Below are 17,872 nucleotides of genomic sequence, written 5' to 3'. Positions count from 1 at the left end.
ATATATTGTCCGTCACGGTAAAACAATGATGAATACCCTCGACCGGGTACAAGGATGGTGTGATTCACCACTAACTAAAGAAGGAATAGATGTAGCCCGTTATTTAGGCTATGGATTGAGTGACATAAATTTTCGCTCGGCATATTGCAGTGATCTACGCAGAACACGCCAGACAACACAGATTGTTCTTGGAGCAAAAGGGCAGGATGATATCCCCGTAACAGAATTGCCAGGATTACGTGAAGCGTGCTTTGGCAGTTTCGAAGCCGACTTCAATCATACAATGTGGTACAATGCTGCTTTATATCTACACTATACTTCGAAAGAAGATATGATTAAGGCTATCATGGAAAAAGAGATTGGCTATAGAGAGGTATTAGACGCTATTAAAGTATTAGATAAAATGGGTATGGCTGAAAACTTTTCTCAGGTAGAAGCCCGTACGCAAGAAAGCTTGCTAGAGATAGCAAAAAAAGAATCGCAAGAAGACGATGCTAATATATTGGTAGTATCTCATGGAATGAGCATATTAGCCATGTTACTCAGTCTTGGAGGTGATAAACTGTTTAAAAAACCGCTTGATAATGCAGCTGTATGTAAAGTTACTTATCAAAATGGAAAATTCTCAGTAGAATCTATGGCCGATATGAGCTATGTAGAGAAAGGCAAAATAGAAGCTGAAAAAATTTAAATTGACAAATGAAATATATTATATCGATACTCCTATCTTTATTTACAGCGGCCTTATTCGCCCAATCGGATAAAGAAAAACAAGCAATTCCCGCATTTGCTTATGACAGCACAGCTAATTTCCTGGGCATTAACGCAATGGGATACACAGGTCAGGAACTTTTTCTTAAAGGTCTGGACAAATCGTCTCAGTCTTACGGATATAGTGGTTTTATTTTGAAATATAAAAAAGACAATGATCTTTTAAATGATGAAAAGAACATCTACAAACCAAATGATAATTATAATTCCCGCTACGATGATTTAGCGCATAAATATTTCCATGTACTGGAGGTTATAAAACATCCATCTCAAACCGACAGTAATGGAAATACGAATGAGTTTTATCTAAAACTACAAGAGCTATCGAGCGGAGATATTATGTATTATAAATATGACATAAACTCAGAGTATACATTTCCATTTATAACAAGAGGTTTTTTCGAGAAACAAAAACAACTACTTTCAGGCAAGGAGTTTGTTATATCGGATGATATTCTTAAAACATCGCGTAATCTGGTTACAAGAAAAGCCATTGCATTTACTACAGGAGAGATATGGAAATGTATTGATGTGGATATTGATAATACAAACAATGAATTATCGCTTGTGCTACAAAGTAAGCAAGGAGTAAAAATGGCTATCCCCTACTCACTTTTAAATGAGGAAGGTTTAAAAAAGGTTTATACTGCTACCGAGGCAGCTACTCTGACAAAAAAATACAACATTAATAACTTCCGACGTATCCTGCAAAACAAAGTCAGAGTCGGAATGACTAAAGATATGACACGTATGGCATGGGGAGAACCTACTGAAATAAAAGAGACAGGCAAGACCGAACAATGGATATATCCGGCCGGGCAACTAACATTCAGTGGAGATAAAATCATAAGCACAAAATAATATTGTAATTGTAAGGAAGAAATATATCTATATCCAAAACGGAAAACAATGAATAAAAGTAAGACAGCTCAGAAAGCGTCTATTTTCAGTATAATCGGTAATACGCTCTTAGCTTTATGCAAATGGCTGGCTGGATATTTTGGAAATTCGTACGCTCTCATTGCCGATGCTATTGAATCGACAGCTGATATATTCTCCTCTATTTTAGTCTTGCTAGGTATAAAGTACGCCAGTAAACCGGCAGATAATGATCATCCATATGGACACGGACGTATAGAGCCAATGGTTACCTTTGCTGTAGTGGGCTTTCTTATCGTTTCTGCAACAATTATAGCTACCGAAAGTATCGAAAATATACGTTCCCCACATGAAGGCCCTAAACTATTTACCCTCTTTGTGTTGGGGGCTATCATTATCTGGAAAGAAATATCCTATCAATGGGTAATAAAAAAGGCAAAACAAACCGGCAGTACTTCTCTAAAAGCTGATGCATGGCATCATCGTAGTGATGCTATTACGTCTGTAGCCGCATTTATTGGTATATCTATCGCCATATACATGGGCGAAGGATATGAAGCCGCTGATGATTGGGCGGCACTACTAGCGGCATTTATAATTCTATATAATAGTTATCGAATACTAAAACCGGCTTGGGGTGAAATGATGGATAAAGACATGTACACTGATATGGCAAACGATATATCCAATTTTGCAAAAGGAGTATCGGGCGTTATGAACACAGAGAAATGTTTTATCCGTAAATCGGGAATGACTTTTTATGTAGATTTACATATCATAGTAGATAAAAATATAACAGTAAAAGAAGGCCATGATATAGCTCATGACCTAAAGCGAAGACTCATGGAATACATGCCCGAGATAGCAAACATATTAATACATGTAGAGCCATCCAGGTAACGTTCCCTTACCCGACAATTAAGGAGGTCATACTTAAAGATCCTGCAATCACTTTATCGTTAAAGAACCTGACAGGTTCATCCCCCTCTTGCATCGCTAATGCATAAAGCAATGGTATATAGTGTTCTGGCGTTGGTATAGCAAAACGAATAGAATTATGCATAGTATTATAGTCTATCAACGAAGAATGATCCTTGTTAAGTATCTTGTTTTTAAGAAGATCATTCAATTCGAACGCCCATTCATAACCATGTTCCGCATTAAAATCATCTCCGGCCAATTGTATCATCCTTAAATTATGGATCATATTTCCACTGCCGATAATCAACACACCCTTGCGGCGAAGAAAGGCCAGTTCACGCCCTAATTCATAATGGTAACGCATACCTTTGAAATGATCGATGCTTAGCTGTATCACAGGAATATCAGCTTGAGGGTAAACATGTTTCAATACACTCCAGGTGCCATGGTCCAGCCCCCATTCATAATCTTCATTGATTACAACATCCTTTATCTGCTCACGAACCAAACCGGCCAATTCAACAGATCCTTTTGCTGCATACTGCTGAGTATATAACTCACGAGGGAAACCATAGAAATCATGAATTGTTTTTGGGGTCTCCATCGCTGTGACAAAAGTACCTCGTGTCTCCCAATGTGCCGAAATACATAATATAGCGTGTGGCCTAGGCAAGTCGTGCCCCAAGTTTGTCCACATACCAACAAATTCATTATTTTCGATAGCATTCATTGGTGTTCCATGTCCAACAAATAGTACTGGCATAGGCGCTGTTGCAGCAAATGTCATTGCTTGTTTATGAAATTCTTTTAATGTCATAATCCCTAATATATAAAAATCGGCTTTGGTAATAATATGCCAAAGCCGATCCTATTGTTTTATCTCTGCACTATATGTTATTTTACTTGAGCGGCTTTAGCAACTATTGTGATTTGCAATTCAATATTATCATTTACTATGTTTTCTTTCAAATCAGCAAATAAAGTCTTCGAACCATATTTAACATTCCATTGTGTACGATCGATAGTAAATGGAACAGTTACAGCTTTATACATATCACCCTCTTTGGTCACCTTGGCTCCGAAAGTTATATTCTTTTCTACATCTTTCAGTTTCAGATTGCCGCTTACCAGATGAGTAACACTATCAGAAGCATTAGCTGCAGCTTCTATTTTTGTTATTATAAAAGCACTTTCAGGATATTTGGCTACATCAAAAAAGTCTTCACTTTTCAAGTGACCTACCAACATCTCATTCATTTTCTTATCGGTAAGGTCTTCATTTACTATTGCATTCATATCCACGACAAAAGAGCCTGAAGCTACATCCTGACCGTTAACTGCCAATTCACCGCTTTTAATTCCGATAGTACCATGGTGAGAGCCCCCAACCTTTGAACCGATCCAATGGATAGAAGAAGCCTGAGTATCTACAACAAGTTGTTCTCCTGTACCCGCAGCAGCTTCCTGAGCATCTGTTCCTTCTACTTTATTTTTAGTTTTTGTATTACACGAAGCCACAAATAATAATGCTACGATTGCTAAAAAATATGTTTTCATTTCATTTTCTTTTTTCATTTTCGAATTCTGTTCTTTAATATAGTGCAAAGATAACCGCCTCTATTCTATTAACAAAATAGTTAATTTTATACATTATCATAAAAAAATTTATAGATTTGCATATAAACATCTATGAGTTTTATAGCCTATCTATCATTAAGGCAAACAAATAAACCATCTGAATAGTTTAACTTTTTGAAAGAAATGTTTAAATTTCATATAAAAACACTTCTAATTCAGATTCTTTATTTTAGCCATATAGTTTGAATCACTCATAGAATATATTTATAGAATTATGGTAAACTTAGAATGGTATCGCACATTTAAAGCAATCTATCAATATGGTACGCTCACAAGAGCTGCTCAGGAATTGATGATCTCTCAACCCAACATGAGCATACAATTAGCTTCTCTCGAAAGCTATATAGGGCAACCATTATTTGTACGATTGCCAAGGAAAATGATGCCAACCGAATATGGGAAACAGTTATATACCCAAATAGTAGAATCGATCGATAACTTGGAAAGAGTGGAAACTGAGTTTAAACGAACGGTATTAAACAAAGCCCCAAGCATACGTTTGGGTACTCCTGCCGAATTATTTAACAATTATCTAGCCGAACACATAGGGAAAGAAAAAGACCTGCACTTAACAGTAGAGTATGGACTAGCAGATCAACTTACAGAGAAGCTAGTAAGTAACAATCTTGATATAAGTATTATTACACGCCAGAATAAATCAGCTGATAACCTCACATATGAGCCGTTGTTTACAGAATCATTTATGATAGTATGTAATACTAATACTGAAACTAAAGAATTTAATGATCTTATAGCTTCAAAAGATTATACCGAAGCCGAAAAGTGGCTAAAACGTCAAAAATGGTTCGCATACACCAGCGATTTGGTTCTTATCCGACGGTTTTGGAGAGAAAATTTTAAAAAACGCCCTATACTGAAACTACATGCTACTATTCCTGACAACGATGCAATTCTGAAAGCAGTAGAAAACAGTGATGGGCTGGCTGTTTCATCAGACCTTATTGCTGGAAAGGCTTTAGAGAATAATCGAGTAAAGATATTATGGAGGGGCTCGGCCGTGGCTACAAACACACTCTATCTGGCATATAACAAAGATAAAATACAACCTCTGTATGTAGAGAAAGTAAGAACCTTTATCAAAACCTATATTAATACAGTTAAATAATATTTTAGTCTTTTGCTGTTGATAAATTTAATAAATTTGTGACCTTAATGTTCTAAACCAATATGAAATATATTCCAATTACTATTATACCCTTATTCTTAACGTCATGCAAGGCTGAATCCTTTATGAAAATAGGAATAACAGGGGTTATCGTACTTTTTGCTTTTATGTTTATACTTTTTGCCATCATGTTTTATATGATTGCAAAACGTAAGAAGCAAGGAGAAAAAAGCCTTGTGAAATTTAATAACGATGTATATATAGCATTGAATAAGTTGAGTACCCCGCAGCAGAAAATAAATATGCTGAATACACTTATTGAGCGAATCAACAACGATGAGAAATATAAGAAAGATACCGAATGGCGTGATAAAGTATTAGTGAAAACCTATATGCACCTGTCTATTATATATTATCAGACGGGTGATGAAATGCAAACCTTAAATACCTGTAGTAAAATAATAGAACTTGACCCCAAAGATGGTATGGCCTATTATAATAGAGGATCTATATATAGTAATATGGGACTATATGATAAAGCTTTGACCGATCTTAACCAAACGATTGAGTTATTACCCGATTATGCGAGTGCCTATAACAATAGAGGGTTGGTACATGAAAAAATGGAACATTATGATAAAGCTCTTGCTGATTTTGGCGAGGCTATAAAACTGGAGGGTTCACCCATCGCTTATTACAACAGAGGGAATACCTATTATGAAATAATAAACTATCAAGAAGCACTTAATGACTATCAAACAGCATTAGAAATTCTGGATACCAACAACGATAGCGATCTAAAAAAAGAACTTGAAATCAGTATAAAGGCTACCAAAGAAAGGATAAAATGATAATTGAATTATTTTATCTATACAGAATAAATAATTATTTATATACGAACAAGAACTTAATCAAAAAAAATAACAAAAGTGTAACTTTTGTCACCTTTTTGTTAAAATAAAGAGTAAAATATATCTATCACAAACTGTTAACTGAATAGGTTTGTCCTTTCCGTTTTAAAATCATAATTTTGCACTCCGTTTTTACATATTAATACAGGAAGGCAATGTAATAGTAGCCACCTGATTTATTAAAACTATCGAAATGAAACATAATATATCCGATTTTGAAATAATGGCCCCGGTAGGGTCATACGACTCTCTGACTGCTGCAATACAGGGTGGAGCAAACTCCATCTATTTTGGGATAGAAGGACTTAATATGCGTGCAAAATCATCGAATAATTTCACCATAGATGATCTAAAACAAATAGCTGTTATCTGCAAAAATAATGGACTAAAAAGCTATCTTACTGTTAATACTATTATTTACGACAATGATATCTCATTGATGCACAAAATTGTAAATGCAGCTAAAGAAGCCGAATTGTCTGCGATTATCGCATCTGATGTATCAGTTATGATGTATGCACGTAGTATTGGTGTCGAGGTTCATCTATCTACACAGCTAAATATTACTAACACAGAAGCATTGAAGTTCTACGGGCAATTTGCCGATGTAGTTGTATTAGCAAGAGAATTAAATCTTGATCAGGTAGCTGCAATATACAAAGATATTGTAGAACAAAATATAACAGGCCCTAGCGGGGAACTTATCCGCATAGAAATGTTTTCACATGGCGCATTATGTATGGCAGTCTCTGGTAAGTGTTATCTAAGCCTTCACGAAAGAGACCTTTCGGCTAATAGAGGAGCCTGCAATCAAATATGCCGTAGAAGTTATATTGTGAAAGATAAAGAGACAAATATAGAGCTTGAAATAGACAATGAATACATCATGTCACCTAAAGACCTGAAAACAATTCATTTCATGAATAAAATGATGGATGCGGGTGTTCGTGTATTCAAGATTGAAGGCCGTGCACGTGGGCCGGAATATGTTCGTACCGTTGTAGAATGTTATAAAGAAGCGATAGAAGCATATTGTAAAGGCACATTTACAGAAGAAAAAATTGAAAACTGGGATGAACGCCTCGCAACTGTGTTCAATCGCGGATTCTGGGATGGCTATTATCTAGGGCAACGACTTGGCGAATGGTCTAGCAATTACGGATCAGGCTCCACCAAACGAAAAGTATATATAGCAAAGGGAATCAAATACTTTTCAAATCTAGGAGTTGCCGAGTTTTTGATGGAAACACAATCTCTTAAGGTTGGTGATGAAATACTAATCACTGGGCCTACAACAGGAGCTGTTTTTCAGACTGTAGAAGAAATCCGCGTCGATCTAAAAGAAGTTGATGAAACTGTCAAAGGAGAGAAATTCTCAATCAAGGTTAAAGATAAAATTCGTCCGTCTGACAAGCTTTTCAAGCTAGTAAAAGTAGAACAGAAAAAGAAGTTTGTAGAAAAAGTATAATAAAGAGGGGTTGCTTTATAAGCAACCCCTCTTTTTATTAATTTTCATTACCTACCATATAGAAGATCGGAGTCTTAGCACCATCGGTAGTTATGCCATACATTTCTACTATCTGACCATCTTCCGGCTTTATTTTATTACGTTCGAAAAATACTTTGCCATATCGACATTTATCCATAAACTTGTTCCATGAATATTTCTTACCGTCAATTACATACCAGTATATACGGAGATAATTAGCATCAATGCCATCATCCTTTTTGTTATATTCCTTTGGAAAAACAGTAGATTTCATCTCTGCCATAAGACTACTCATAACCAGTATTTTAAACTTACCTTTTTCAGGTTTACCTATTCTATCCTCTGATTTATAGCCGTTCTTTTCTATATATTCCTGCAATACCTTGCTGACACTATCTCTTTGCTGTTTAGTATCAACAACACTTTTCTGCATCTTCTCAGGAAGTGTAGGAGGAGCAAAGCTAACCACATCAAATATCGGAGACGATTTACTGCCATCTCTACTAATTATCTGACACTTAAAAGGCTTTTTCGGGTCCATAGGCTTTGTTACCACTAGCTTTTTCAAACCCTCTTCATATCCATATTTCGTACCATTCACGACCAAATACACATGTGACCGATCTGGAGACTTTCCATCTATAAACATTTCTCTAAAATATTCAGGTGACTTCATACCTGTATTAAAGATACCTTGTATCTTTAATACTTTACCTTTGGCAAAAGGTACATACTCCGGCCACCTTATATCAACACTATTAGCCCTCAAATCCTTGTATTCGCCATCAGAGACTTTTACCCCGTCTACAGTATAATAAGCCGGATTATAATTATCAGGTTTCTCATTCCTCTGATGATCTTCGACGATGTCTTCCGCAATTTTTGTTTTCTGCAAAATATTCGTACTTTCGTAGTTAATCAATGAGCTTAATGGTTCATTTACATCAGGACGGGCAAAAGCAAACACTGTGAGTGTACCTAACGGGAGCAATAGGAGTAGCTTCAACCGTGCCCATTTGTTCGATTTTTCTTTTAACATCATAGTAATCCTTTTTTTAATTTTACTGTGATTAAAGCTGTTGGCTAGAGTGTAGGAGCTTGCGCCAACGGCTTTTTTCACTAATAATAGTTGATATTTTGTTGCATTAATGCCTGACTTTAAAACACTCATATCAGCCTGATATTCATGTACATCTTTTAATTCTCTTTTCAACAGCCATATAGCCGGGTTAAACCATTGAAATAACAGAATCAATTCGAAATATATTAAATCTAATGAATGGCGATACTTAGCATGAGCAACTTCGTGAGTGATAATCTCATCTGGATAGCTTTCGAAATCTGTTACAGACAAAACGATATATTTATCCCAACTAAAAGGGACTATATCTTTCGAAACAAGTACTAATATATGTTCCCCATGCTTCAACTTTCTACCCCTATTAATTAGCCTTAGCATAAGATATACCGACTTTAGCAGGATTATCAGATTTATAGCAAACCCAATCAAATAAACTGCCAATAATATAAATCCTATGTTAACCTGATCCTCCCTACTATCTATAATCAGCGGTTCAATTATTTCCTTTGATGTGAGGAAATTCTCTTGTATGCTTGCTATTTCATTCTGAGACGGTACAAACATCTGCTCTACAACCGCAAACGGCTTTTGAACAACAGTAGCTTCATCGATATGGATTCTGACAAATGGCAGCAATAGGCAAATAGTTGTACCAATAAGCAATACCCAACGGTTGAAACGAAAGAATGTTTCATTAGATAAGAATGCCCTCATACATATATAAAATAAGACAAGGCATATCCCCGATTTGAACAGATATAGCAAAAAGGTTTCCATTTAGGTCAAGATTTAGATTTAATTTGCTTAATCAAGTCTTGTAATTCATCTATCGACAATTTCTCTTCTTCAATTAACGTAGAGACAACACGGGTGTATGAGTTTCCAAAATATTTATCTATAACATTATTAAGGGTATTTTTTCGGTAATCCTCTTCTGTTATTTGTGCATAATACTGATAAGTGTTACCATAGGCTTTATAGCTAATATATCCTTTTTCTTCCAAGATACGAACGATAGTAGATAAAGTATTATAATGAGGTTTCGGTTCTTCCTGTAGGTCTAATAGTTCCTTTACAAACATTGGGCCTTTAGCCCAGAAGCAAGCCAATATCTCTTCTTCTTTTTGTGTCAATTTTTTCATGGCGATATATCTAGTTATTCTACAAAACAAATATAACTATATTTTATAGTTATACAACTATTCAAAACAGTTATATTATTATAATTAACCGTTATTAACAAAAAAACAGAATAAAAAAGACAAGAATCATTTTGATTCTTGTCTTATATTATCTAGTATAATTTCAACCTTTATCTTCTATCTCTTACTGAGAATGAAGCCTGAGAGCTAGAAGCCTTCGATTTCTTTGCTCTTGAATTAGGCTTTATCTTTTTAGGATTCTGATCTCCGGCGGCTTTTATAGAATCGTTAATGACCCACAGTCCTTTATCAAATGCTTTCAACTGTGCTTCAATACTATCTTGAGCGTATTTAAGACTTTGCGGAGTTTTAAACTTTTCTTGCAAAAACTTATTCTCCATATTGGTGGTCTTATATATATCACCTTCATAAAGTCTCAATCTGAAATAATCATCAACTGTTTTATTCATTACATTGTTCAAATCGGAGGTCATGATAGGCATTCTTGCCGCATATGGTCTTAGGTACTCGTACGGTATCCAAAATTGCGGTTCACGAGAGCCTGCATTAGTCATAGGCGCATCTTGTTCATCTTCTCCTAAATATTGTTGACGAAATAAAACCGGACAAATAGCTACAGTTTTTACTCCAAGCACTGAATTTGATTGATCAAAATACCAAGCTTCTTTTACATAATAACCTAAAGCTTCATTACTAGGAATACTATATTCATCAAAAGTAAATACATTTCCATTTTTCTGAAAAGGAATCTCCAAGCGATTAAGCACGTCTCCAAAATTTATGATCAAATTATCTACAAATAAGTCCTGACCTTGATTCCAATCGTATCCAACTATACTTCCATTGGCCATCAACTTAAATATCAATGTATAAAAGTTCATTTTATCACCAATTGGTTGTACAGGATAATACAGTGCAGCATTTGTGCCTTTTGTCAAATCAAGAAAACGATAAACTTCACGTATCCATGTCGCACCGGAAAGATCCTTATCTTGCGTTTCGTTCATCATCTCTGCACGGACTGAAAGTTTAGGAACTTTAGGCCCATTATCTTGTATCGTCTGACCTTGTTGTTGCTTTTTAGCCAATCTATCACGAAGAGATTCCGTCTGATTCTGCGCATATGATTGAAATACACATATGAAACAGAGCAACAATATTATTTGAGTTATTTTTTTCATTATCTACTTCTTTGATTTTGCAAAGCCTATTTGTGTTCTTACGCATCTAAATCCTATATAAGAACGAGGTTGATTCTGAAACTCTCCTTCTCTCATATCCCCTCTTATATTACGTCCTATATCTTTCCAAGACCCTCCTTTTACTACTTTTTTCTTTATCGCATAAGGATCTTCTTTTGCTGCATCGTATTTATATTGAGGATTCATGTCATTCATCATTTCAGTACCCGATTCTGTATATGAGGTTGAAGTCCACTCCGATACATTACCAGCCAAATCATATATTCCAAATCGGTTTGGAACATAAGATGCTACACGAGATGGTATCAAGTTACCATCTTTTGTATAGTTACCTTCTCCCGGCTTGAAGTTTGCCATAAAACAAGCTTTTTCGTCCATCGTACCATCTTTATCCCAAGGATACTTATTTTCAGAGCGGCCATTACGAGCAGCAAACTCCCATTCTCCTTCTGTCGGCAATCTAAATACTTCGATAGGTCGTCCATTCTTAGGCTGTCCCATACGGTAAAATTTGGTCCGCCATTCGGCAAAAGCCGTAGCTTGCTCCCATGTCACCCCAACCACAGGATAATCATTATAGCCGGGATGAGAAAAATACATCCTCATATATGGCTCGTTATACGCATTATTAAAGTCATTAACCCAAACCGTAGTATCGGGATAGACATTGACAATTTTAGTATGCACAAAATCGAAAAGAGATCCTAACGGCCTAACAATCGTCTCATTTACAGGACGCCCTTCTTCATTTATATATGCAGTATCTTTCGATATCATAACAACCTGATTAGGGTCTATTGTAATATCTGTATTTAAGATCCGATCTTGAGGATTTAATCTATTACGACGCTTTGCAGCTTCGGTCTGATCAAACCATTCGTAGATAAAATTTAGTTGCGCAGGATCAAGACCTCTTTGGCCTGTAATAGGATGAATATATGTTACACTATTAATTGCTCTCTCTTCCTCTTCTAATGGTCTCTTAGGAATTGCTTTTTTCCAATCAAGGTGAGGTTTTACGGGATCGCCGAATCTATCCTCGGTTATTTTAAATGTCTCGTCCCCTCCATAAGCTGGGTCAGCCAAACGTTCTCTAATTATAGAATCTCTTACCCAGTAAACAAACTGACGGTATTTCGAATTTGTAACCTCGGTTTCATCCATCCAGAAATTATCCACCGACACTCCCTTCGGATTAGCTTTTATATCCCATAAGGAATCATTTTCGGCAGGTCCCATTTCTATTGATCCTCTCGATACCAAAACCATTCCATATGGAGAAGGCTCGGCCCAAGATGAACCTTTTTCGCCAGTCACCTCACCACCTACACTGGATCCCGATGATTTTCCGCAGGATGTAAGTAATATAAGTGAAGTTATAATTGTAAAAAACAGCTGTTTCATATTTATCTTTATTCGCTTCAAGCCTCAGTTTTTCTTGTAATTGTAATTTTGTACCTATTTTGTATTATATCTTTTATAAAATTCTTATACTTTTAGTACCTTTAACTTCTCTTTTTTTCTGAAGAGGAATACTATATCGTATAAATAGTTCATGGCTACCATTACTGACCGCTGATATATCTGATGTAGTTAGATCATATGAATAGCCTGCATCTATATTTCTTATTTTTACGCCCAGCAAAAATACAAAACCTTCGTCTTTTCTCCAAGATATTCCACCATTGAACATTTTATTATACTCTACTTTGGCTGTAATATCCATCTGATAAGTAACGGCATCAGTTTTGAAAAAGGCAGAAGGCTGCAATTCTATCAACGGATTATTTAGCCTTATATTGTATCCTCCCATCAAATAATATGTACGAGCAATATAAGCCTTCCGATCATCAGTCATTTCAAAGGTCGGCTCAAACAGATGAGTTGCTGATAGTCCAACATAGTAACGGGGAGCAATCCAAGCAATACCAAAACCGGCATCAATTATTTTATCCCCTTTTACAGTAGGAAAGGATGGATCATTCTCTTTTGAAATATGGTAATCACTAGTAGGGATATGAATTCCGGCCGCATCAAAGTCAACATTCATCATTCCTCCTTGCAAACCAATATGTAGGAACTTATTATTCTTAAATTTTACTTTATAAGTATACTGCCCTAACGTATATGTATTTGAAAACAGTCCGACTTTTTCATTCGTTATGATGGCTCCTATTCCATGCTCTTTTCCCAAAAAGCTAATAGGCCTATTCAAGGAGACAATAGAAGTGACAGGTGCATTTGTAATACCGACCCACTGCCGACGATGTAACATCGAGCTTTCCATATCAGGCGTATCTCCGATAAAGGCCGGATTATAGAAATTTTTCATCCTCCAATATTGGCTTATCTGGGCATCCCATTGTCCGTAGGCTGCTTCAATACTAAAAACAATAAATAAGATAAGTAATATTATATATTTAAACTTCATTCACAAAGTCACTGAATTATAGTATGCAAAGTAACAATAATTTATTTATTATTAACGGATAAATAATTTATAAATTGTGTTGGTGAAAGGTATCCTGCTATATAACAAAATATATGGTTGCGGGACCTAATCCCATAATTTCAATTGCATGCCTTCATCTTTAGGTTTCTTTGAATCACCAAATACAGTTTTCCCTCCGTATTTATATGATGTATTTCTTTCATATTGTACCAACTCATCAAAATAGTCGTTTGGCGTATATCCTTGCTCTATTTGCTGTGAAATTTTTGAAAGATTCTTTAACGCATCAGATTTATCTTTATCCCCTAATTTTGCCTGATGAATAGCTTTATCAAATATTTCAATAGTTTGATCATACACTCGTATTGGCACGGGAAATGGATGCCCGTCTTTTCCTCCATGCGCAAACGAAAAACGTGCGGGATCAGAAAACCGGGAAGGCGTACCATGTATAACTTCACTTACTAATGTTAATGACTGAACAGTACGAGGCCCGACACCCTCAAGTAAAAGCAATGATTCTATATCCGATATGTTCTTTTCATGCGCAAGGATTAATGCTGCGCCTAATCGTTTCAAATTCACATTTTCAGCATGTACTTCGTGATGATTGGGTAGAATAATAGAAACCTCACGCATTAATCTGTCCGGTATTTCTTTTGTCAATTCTAATATTCGCCCTTTGGTAGAAGCAGCTAATTTGTCTGTCAGGTTTAGAATCAAGCCTTGATTTTCACCACAAACCGAAGTATGTGGTTCTTCAATAAAAGACGTAAGAACTGAAGACAACCAATGATAACGGCGGGCCATACGGCTCTCCCCATTCATTCCTTGCTGTACTACAGCCCATTCACCCTCGACTGTTACGATAAAAGAATGCAGGTAAAGCTGAAAACCATCCTGAATAGCGGTATTGTCTACTTTTGCGGATAATCGGCTATTACGCACCAGTTCATCCCCATCCAATCCGGTTTTATTTGCAATCTCAATCAATTCGGAGGGAGTCTGACGTGACGACTTTCCCCGTCCACCACAGACATAAACGCCCAATTCTGCAGAACGTTTATTGATTGCTTTCTTTAGAGCATTCATCACTGATGTAGTAATACCTGACGAATGCCAATCCATCCCTAACACACAGCCCAACGATTGAAACCAAAAAGGATCGCTAAGACGTTGCAATAAAGCACTTCGTCCGTATTCTATTATTATAGCTTCAACTATAGCTCCTCCAAGTAAACTCATCCGCTGAGCCAACCAGGGAGGCACAGTACCGTAATGAAGTGGTAAATCAGCATGACCTCGTTTCATGTCTCTAAAATACAAAAAAGCAGACATTATATTATGTCTGCTCTCATTATTAATTATTATTTGTTTATTATAACAAATCTAATCCCAAAAGATAGAAACCTTAAATTCATAATCAAATAATCTGGAATCATCCTCTTCCAGATCCGAAGATTGTATATAAAACCACACTCCATCCGGCTTAAAAGAGCAAGAAATTGTTTCTGTATACATCATTGTAGGACCGGCAACAAATGAGTGTAAATATGTATTTACAAAAGGAAGAACTTCCTGATTCTCATCTTTAGTTCCTGGATTTACAAATACTGAAGCAACCATAGCACCATCATCATATATAGTATTTCCGGCAGCAGAAGCTTCTGTTAATTTTGCTATCTTATAAAAATATTCATAACTATTAATATCCGGGTTCCAAACCCACTGATTAGCCCTTACAGTAACAAATTCCCTATGCACAAATGCACCTTCATAATACTCATTATGTTCCTCTGTTATGTATTCTTTCGTACAACCTGAGAATGCGAACAGACCTGTAAAAGCAATAGCCAATACAACCAAAATCTTGTAAATCTTAATATCCATACTTTTTTGTATTAATGTTTATTCTCAAAAATACAAAAAATATCTTATAAGATCATAATAATAAGAAGATTAACTTTTCTACATCAGTGATATTATTTCTTTCATTGCATCCACTTCCGATACTTCTGAAAGATTTATCCAATGAATATCCTTATCCCGTTTGAACCATGTCATTTGCTTACGTGAATAAATACGTGTACTTTGTTTTATTTTTTCTACTGCAAAATCGAGAGTCCACTCTCCGCTAAGATAGTTGAACAACTCTTTGTAGCCCACTGTATTTAGTGAGTTTAAATGGCGTTGTGGATAATAATGCTCTGCTTCCTTTAGCAAACCCTGATTCATCATAGTATCAACACGAAGGTTAATACGCTCATATAATTCCTCACGATCACGCATCAATCCTATCTTTACAATATTAAAGGGGCGGTATTTTTTAGTATTAGTTCTGAAAGAAGAATAAGGTTTACCTGTCATCAGACAAACCTCAAGAGCATGAATGACACGTTTATAATTTTTCAGGTCTACTTCATTATAGAATATAGGATCAAGGACCCTTAACTGAGATTTTATAGGTTCAAGACCTTCTCTTTCATAAAGGACATAAAGATCTTTTCTTAGTTCTTCGTCTATTGTCGGCACATCATCTATTCCATTACATAATGCATCAATATACAACATAGAACCTCCCGTTGCAATAACAATATCACGCGTTAAATGCTCTTTTGCGATTATATTTAGAGCATCCCGCTCAAACTCACTGGCACTATAATAACTCGTAACATCAAGCATGCCAACAAGAAAATGCTGCACATACAACAATTGTTCTGTCGTTGGCGCAGCAGTACCTATTTCTAATCCTTTGAAGAATTGACGAGAATCTGCCGAAATAATAGAAGAACCATAGTATTTGGCAAGATCAATACTTAGTGCTGTTTTACCTACACCTGTAGGCCCTATCAGTACTATAAGTTGCTTCATTAATATTCCTCATCGCTTGGCAATGGAGCATTATCCAACCCATCAAAGCCTTCTACATCTAATTCATCCATATCGTAACCTTCGTCTCCGTAGAAACTCTCTCCTGTATCCAAACTAGAAGTGGAAGACGATACTATATCAAAGCTAACAAATTGTTCCGGTGGACTTCCTACAGACCTAGAACAAATAGCCTCATCCAGATTTTTGCCTGTAATAATTTCACGCAACTCCATAAAGAAAGCTCGCTCGGTCATATAATCAAAAACATACATCAGCTTTTGATGCTCATCTTCCAAGAAATCATTTAATAAAGAAGCCTCCATTGTATAAGAATCCTCTTCCGAGCTTGTATCCATTTCTACAAGCGTAATTTCTCTTTCTTTTTCCCAATCGTCACTACATATAAAGAATGAGGTCATTTCCCCTTCCTTATAGTCGACAGACTTAAGAATAGCTTTGTGCAATGCAAGAAATGTCGCATCAGCATCTATCTGAATTTCACGCTTGAAGCCTTCAACTTCATCTGATAAAAGTAAAAACCGAAATATCATTTTAAATTGTAATTTTTAATCCCAATTCAAAAGTAATAATTTTTTTAGAAAGAGCATATATTGATAAGAAAAAGGCTAACTTATTTAAGTTTATAACAAAAAAAACACCAGACAAAACTGCCTAGTGTTTTTGTATTTTTTAATTATGATTTTTCTTAGAATTTATAAGAAATACCTAATGTTAATACGGCAATATCATATCCAATCTCTGCATTTACAGCAAATGCATCAGTGAAATAATAGCGTCCACCCACATATACCCCTGCAGTAAGTGCACTAGAAGAAACTGAGTAGTCCCCATAGCTACCACTAGCTGACACAATATCATAACCAATGGCTACTCCTCCATAAGTATCTAGCTTATCTACAAACTGATAGTGTAGCGCACCTCTAACTCCAATGATGAAGTCACTGTATTTAAGATCTAAATTACCTAAATAGCCAAAAGATCCATCTTTCCATTTCTGTGCAAAATATCCGGCATACACCCCAACTCCCAAGGAGCTCTTTTCATCAAAAAGGTTGTCTTTTACACAATATTCTAAAGATACAGAAACTGGAGGAACTGTGGTTTTTAAATAACTTTCAGAACGTACTGTATTACCAATTCCGACACCGGCATTTAATACTAGATCTCCTTTTTTAAAGATGTCTTGAGCAAAAGACATTGATGTTAAAATAAATAAACACAAAGTAGTAAAGAATAATCTTTTCATAATGTTGTTTTGTTTGTTAGCGTAAAAAAGTTTATCGAGCGCAAATATATACCTTCTTTCAATAAGATTATCATCATTTAACTCCATTTAACCAAATATAG

The 17,872-nt window shown here is 35.7% G+C and carries 18 protein-coding genes; 6 read left to right on the top strand and 12 right to left on the bottom strand.

The window, feature by feature from the left end; genetic code table 11:
* From JGH11_RS13810 to JGH11_RS13800, 3 genes are all read left to right on the top strand, one after another.
* Positions 1-691 (top strand): histidine phosphatase family protein (locus tag JGH11_RS13810; RefSeq protein ID WP_201112760.1); only part of this gene is annotated, 691 nt, incomplete at its 5' end.
* A gap of 8 nt (positions 692-699) precedes the next feature.
* The gene (locus JGH11_RS13805) at positions 700-1,632 is read left to right on the top strand and encodes a hypothetical protein (RefSeq protein WP_201112758.1); all 933 of its coding nucleotides are present in this window, start codon (positions 700-702) and stop codon (positions 1,630-1,632) included.
* A 48-nt stretch (positions 1,633-1,680) separates the two neighbouring features.
* Entirely contained in the window at positions 1,681-2,550 is an 870-nt protein-coding gene (locus tag JGH11_RS13800) for a cation diffusion facilitator family transporter (RefSeq protein WP_201112757.1), read from the top strand.
* 7 nt (positions 2,551-2,557) lie between these two features.
* On the opposite strand, the gene ygiD is transcribed toward JGH11_RS13800, so the two are convergent.
* The gene (gene ygiD / locus JGH11_RS13795; RefSeq protein ID WP_201112756.1) at positions 2,558-3,388 is read right to left on the bottom strand and encodes a 4,5-DOPA dioxygenase extradiol; all 831 of its coding nucleotides are present in this window, start codon (positions 3,386-3,388) and stop codon (positions 2,558-2,560) included.
* 77 nt (positions 3,389-3,465) lie between these two features.
* Complete coding sequence (locus tag JGH11_RS13790) at positions 3,466-4,128, bottom strand: YceI family protein (protein WP_201112755.1); 663 nt, start codon at positions 4,126-4,128, stop codon at positions 3,466-3,468.
* Positions 4,129-4,423: 295 nt separating this feature from the next.
* On the opposite strand from JGH11_RS13790, the gene JGH11_RS13785 reads away from it, so the two are divergent.
* From JGH11_RS13785 to JGH11_RS13775, 3 genes are all read left to right on the top strand, one after another.
* Positions 4,424-5,335: a LysR family transcriptional regulator gene (locus JGH11_RS13785; RefSeq protein WP_201112754.1), complete on the top strand. Its 912-nt coding sequence runs from the start codon at positions 4,424-4,426 to the stop codon at positions 5,333-5,335.
* 125 nt (positions 5,336-5,460) lie between these two features.
* A complete protein-coding gene (locus tag JGH11_RS13780; RefSeq protein WP_236263991.1) occupies positions 5,461-6,186 on the top strand; it encodes a tetratricopeptide repeat protein in 726 nt (241 codons plus the stop codon).
* 253 nt (positions 6,187-6,439) lie between these two features.
* Entirely contained in the window at positions 6,440-7,714 is a 1,275-nt protein-coding gene (locus JGH11_RS13775) for a peptidase U32 family protein (RefSeq protein WP_201112752.1), read from the top strand.
* Positions 7,715-7,751: 37 nt separating this feature from the next.
* Here the strand turns inward: JGH11_RS13775 and JGH11_RS13770 are convergent, their stop codons facing one another.
* The 10 genes from JGH11_RS13770 to JGH11_RS13725 form a co-directional block, all read right to left on the bottom strand.
* Positions 7,752-9,593 (bottom strand): M56 family metallopeptidase, encoded by a 1,842-nt coding sequence (locus JGH11_RS13770; RefSeq protein WP_201112751.1) that lies wholly within the window; start codon positions 9,591-9,593, stop codon positions 7,752-7,754.
* Positions 9,594-9,598: 5 nt separating this feature from the next.
* The gene (locus JGH11_RS13765) at positions 9,599-9,958 is read right to left on the bottom strand and encodes a BlaI/MecI/CopY family transcriptional regulator (RefSeq protein ID WP_201112749.1); all 360 of its coding nucleotides are present in this window, start codon (positions 9,956-9,958) and stop codon (positions 9,599-9,601) included.
* A gap of 170 nt (positions 9,959-10,128) precedes the next feature.
* On the bottom strand, positions 10,129-11,160 hold the full coding sequence (gene gldN, locus JGH11_RS13760; RefSeq protein WP_201112747.1) for a gliding motility protein GldN: 1,032 nt from the start codon (positions 11,158-11,160) through the stop codon (positions 10,129-10,131).
* Positions 11,161-11,163: 3 nt separating this feature from the next.
* Complete coding sequence (locus tag JGH11_RS13755; protein ID WP_201112745.1) at positions 11,164-12,585, bottom strand: SUMF1/EgtB/PvdO family nonheme iron enzyme; 1,422 nt, start codon at positions 12,583-12,585, stop codon at positions 11,164-11,166.
* Positions 12,586-12,658: 73 nt separating this feature from the next.
* On the bottom strand, positions 12,659-13,612 hold the full coding sequence (locus tag JGH11_RS13750) for a type IX secretion system membrane protein PorP/SprF (RefSeq protein WP_201112743.1): 954 nt from the start codon (positions 13,610-13,612) through the stop codon (positions 12,659-12,661).
* A gap of 126 nt (positions 13,613-13,738) precedes the next feature.
* Entirely contained in the window at positions 13,739-14,944 is a 1,206-nt protein-coding gene (locus tag JGH11_RS13745; protein WP_201112741.1) for a DUF763 domain-containing protein, read from the bottom strand.
* Positions 14,945-15,022: 78 nt separating this feature from the next.
* Complete coding sequence (locus tag JGH11_RS13740) at positions 15,023-15,523, bottom strand: hypothetical protein (protein ID WP_201112739.1); 501 nt, start codon at positions 15,521-15,523, stop codon at positions 15,023-15,025.
* A 78-nt stretch (positions 15,524-15,601) separates the two neighbouring features.
* On the bottom strand, positions 15,602-16,504 hold the full coding sequence (miaA, locus tag JGH11_RS13735; protein ID WP_201112737.1) for a tRNA (adenosine(37)-N6)-dimethylallyltransferase MiaA: 903 nt from the start codon (positions 16,502-16,504) through the stop codon (positions 15,602-15,604).
* A complete protein-coding gene (locus tag JGH11_RS13730; RefSeq protein WP_201112735.1) occupies positions 16,504-17,055 on the bottom strand; it encodes a hypothetical protein in 552 nt (183 codons plus the stop codon). Before JGH11_RS13730 ends, miaA begins: the two co-directional genes overlap by 1 nt.
* A gap of 155 nt (positions 17,056-17,210) precedes the next feature.
* A complete protein-coding gene (locus tag JGH11_RS13725; RefSeq protein WP_236263990.1) occupies positions 17,211-17,771 on the bottom strand; it encodes a porin family protein in 561 nt (186 codons plus the stop codon).
* Positions 17,772-17,872: the final 101 nt, after the last annotated feature.

The sequence above is a fragment of the Dysgonomonas sp. Marseille-P4677 genome, assembly GCF_016652235.1.
GTDB lineage: Bacteria > Bacteroidota > Bacteroidia > Bacteroidales > Dysgonomonadaceae > Dysgonomonas.
The sequence above is the reverse complement of the archived record's forward strand: the minus strand, read 5'-3'. Positions and strand labels throughout refer to the sequence as shown.

What these genes read in the sequence shown, in the direction of transcription:
- JGH11_RS13740 (WP_201112739.1), bottom strand. Translation starts at nt 15,523, where the DNA reads ATGGATATTAAGATTTACAAGATTTTGGTTGTATTGGCTATTGCTTTT.
- JGH11_RS13790 (WP_201112755.1), bottom strand. Translation starts at nt 4,128, where the DNA reads ATGAAAACATATTTTTTAGCAATCGTAGCATTATTATTTGTGGCTTCG.
- JGH11_RS13770 (WP_201112751.1), bottom strand. Translation starts at nt 9,593, where the DNA reads ATGGAAACCTTTTTGCTATATCTGTTCAAATCGGGGATATGCCTTGTC.
- miaA (WP_201112737.1), bottom strand. Translation starts at nt 16,504, where the DNA reads ATGAAGCAACTTATAGTACTGATAGGGCCTACAGGTGTAGGTAAAACA.
- JGH11_RS13755 (WP_201112745.1), bottom strand. Translation starts at nt 12,585, where the DNA reads ATGAAACAGCTGTTTTTTACAATTATAACTTCACTTATATTACTTACA.
- JGH11_RS13765 (WP_201112749.1), bottom strand. Translation starts at nt 9,958, where the DNA reads ATGAAAAAATTGACACAAAAAGAAGAAGAGATATTGGCTTGCTTCTGG.
- JGH11_RS13775 (WP_201112752.1), top strand. Translation starts at nt 6,440, where the DNA reads ATGAAACATAATATATCCGATTTTGAAATAATGGCCCCGGTAGGGTCA.
- ygiD (WP_201112756.1), bottom strand. Translation starts at nt 3,388, where the DNA reads ATGACATTAAAAGAATTTCATAAACAAGCAATGACATTTGCTGCAACA.
- JGH11_RS13725 (WP_236263990.1), bottom strand. Translation starts at nt 17,771, where the DNA reads ATGAAAAGATTATTCTTTACTACTTTGTGTTTATTTATTTTAACATCA.
- JGH11_RS13780 (WP_236263991.1), top strand. Translation starts at nt 5,461, where the DNA reads ATGAAAATAGGAATAACAGGGGTTATCGTACTTTTTGCTTTTATGTTT.
- JGH11_RS13800 (WP_201112757.1), top strand. Translation starts at nt 1,681, where the DNA reads ATGAATAAAAGTAAGACAGCTCAGAAAGCGTCTATTTTCAGTATAATC.
- JGH11_RS13785 (WP_201112754.1), top strand. Translation starts at nt 4,424, where the DNA reads ATGGTAAACTTAGAATGGTATCGCACATTTAAAGCAATCTATCAATAT.
- JGH11_RS13805 (WP_201112758.1), top strand. Translation starts at nt 700, where the DNA reads ATGAAATATATTATATCGATACTCCTATCTTTATTTACAGCGGCCTTA.
- gldN (WP_201112747.1), bottom strand. Translation starts at nt 11,160, where the DNA reads ATGAAAAAAATAACTCAAATAATATTGTTGCTCTGTTTCATATGTGTA.
- JGH11_RS13750 (WP_201112743.1), bottom strand. Translation starts at nt 13,612, where the DNA reads ATGAAGTTTAAATATATAATATTACTTATCTTATTTATTGTTTTTAGT.
- JGH11_RS13730 (WP_201112735.1), bottom strand. Translation starts at nt 17,055, where the DNA reads ATGATATTTCGGTTTTTACTTTTATCAGATGAAGTTGAAGGCTTCAAG.
- JGH11_RS13745 (WP_201112741.1), bottom strand. Translation starts at nt 14,944, where the DNA reads ATGAAACGAGGTCATGCTGATTTACCACTTCATTACGGTACTGTGCCT.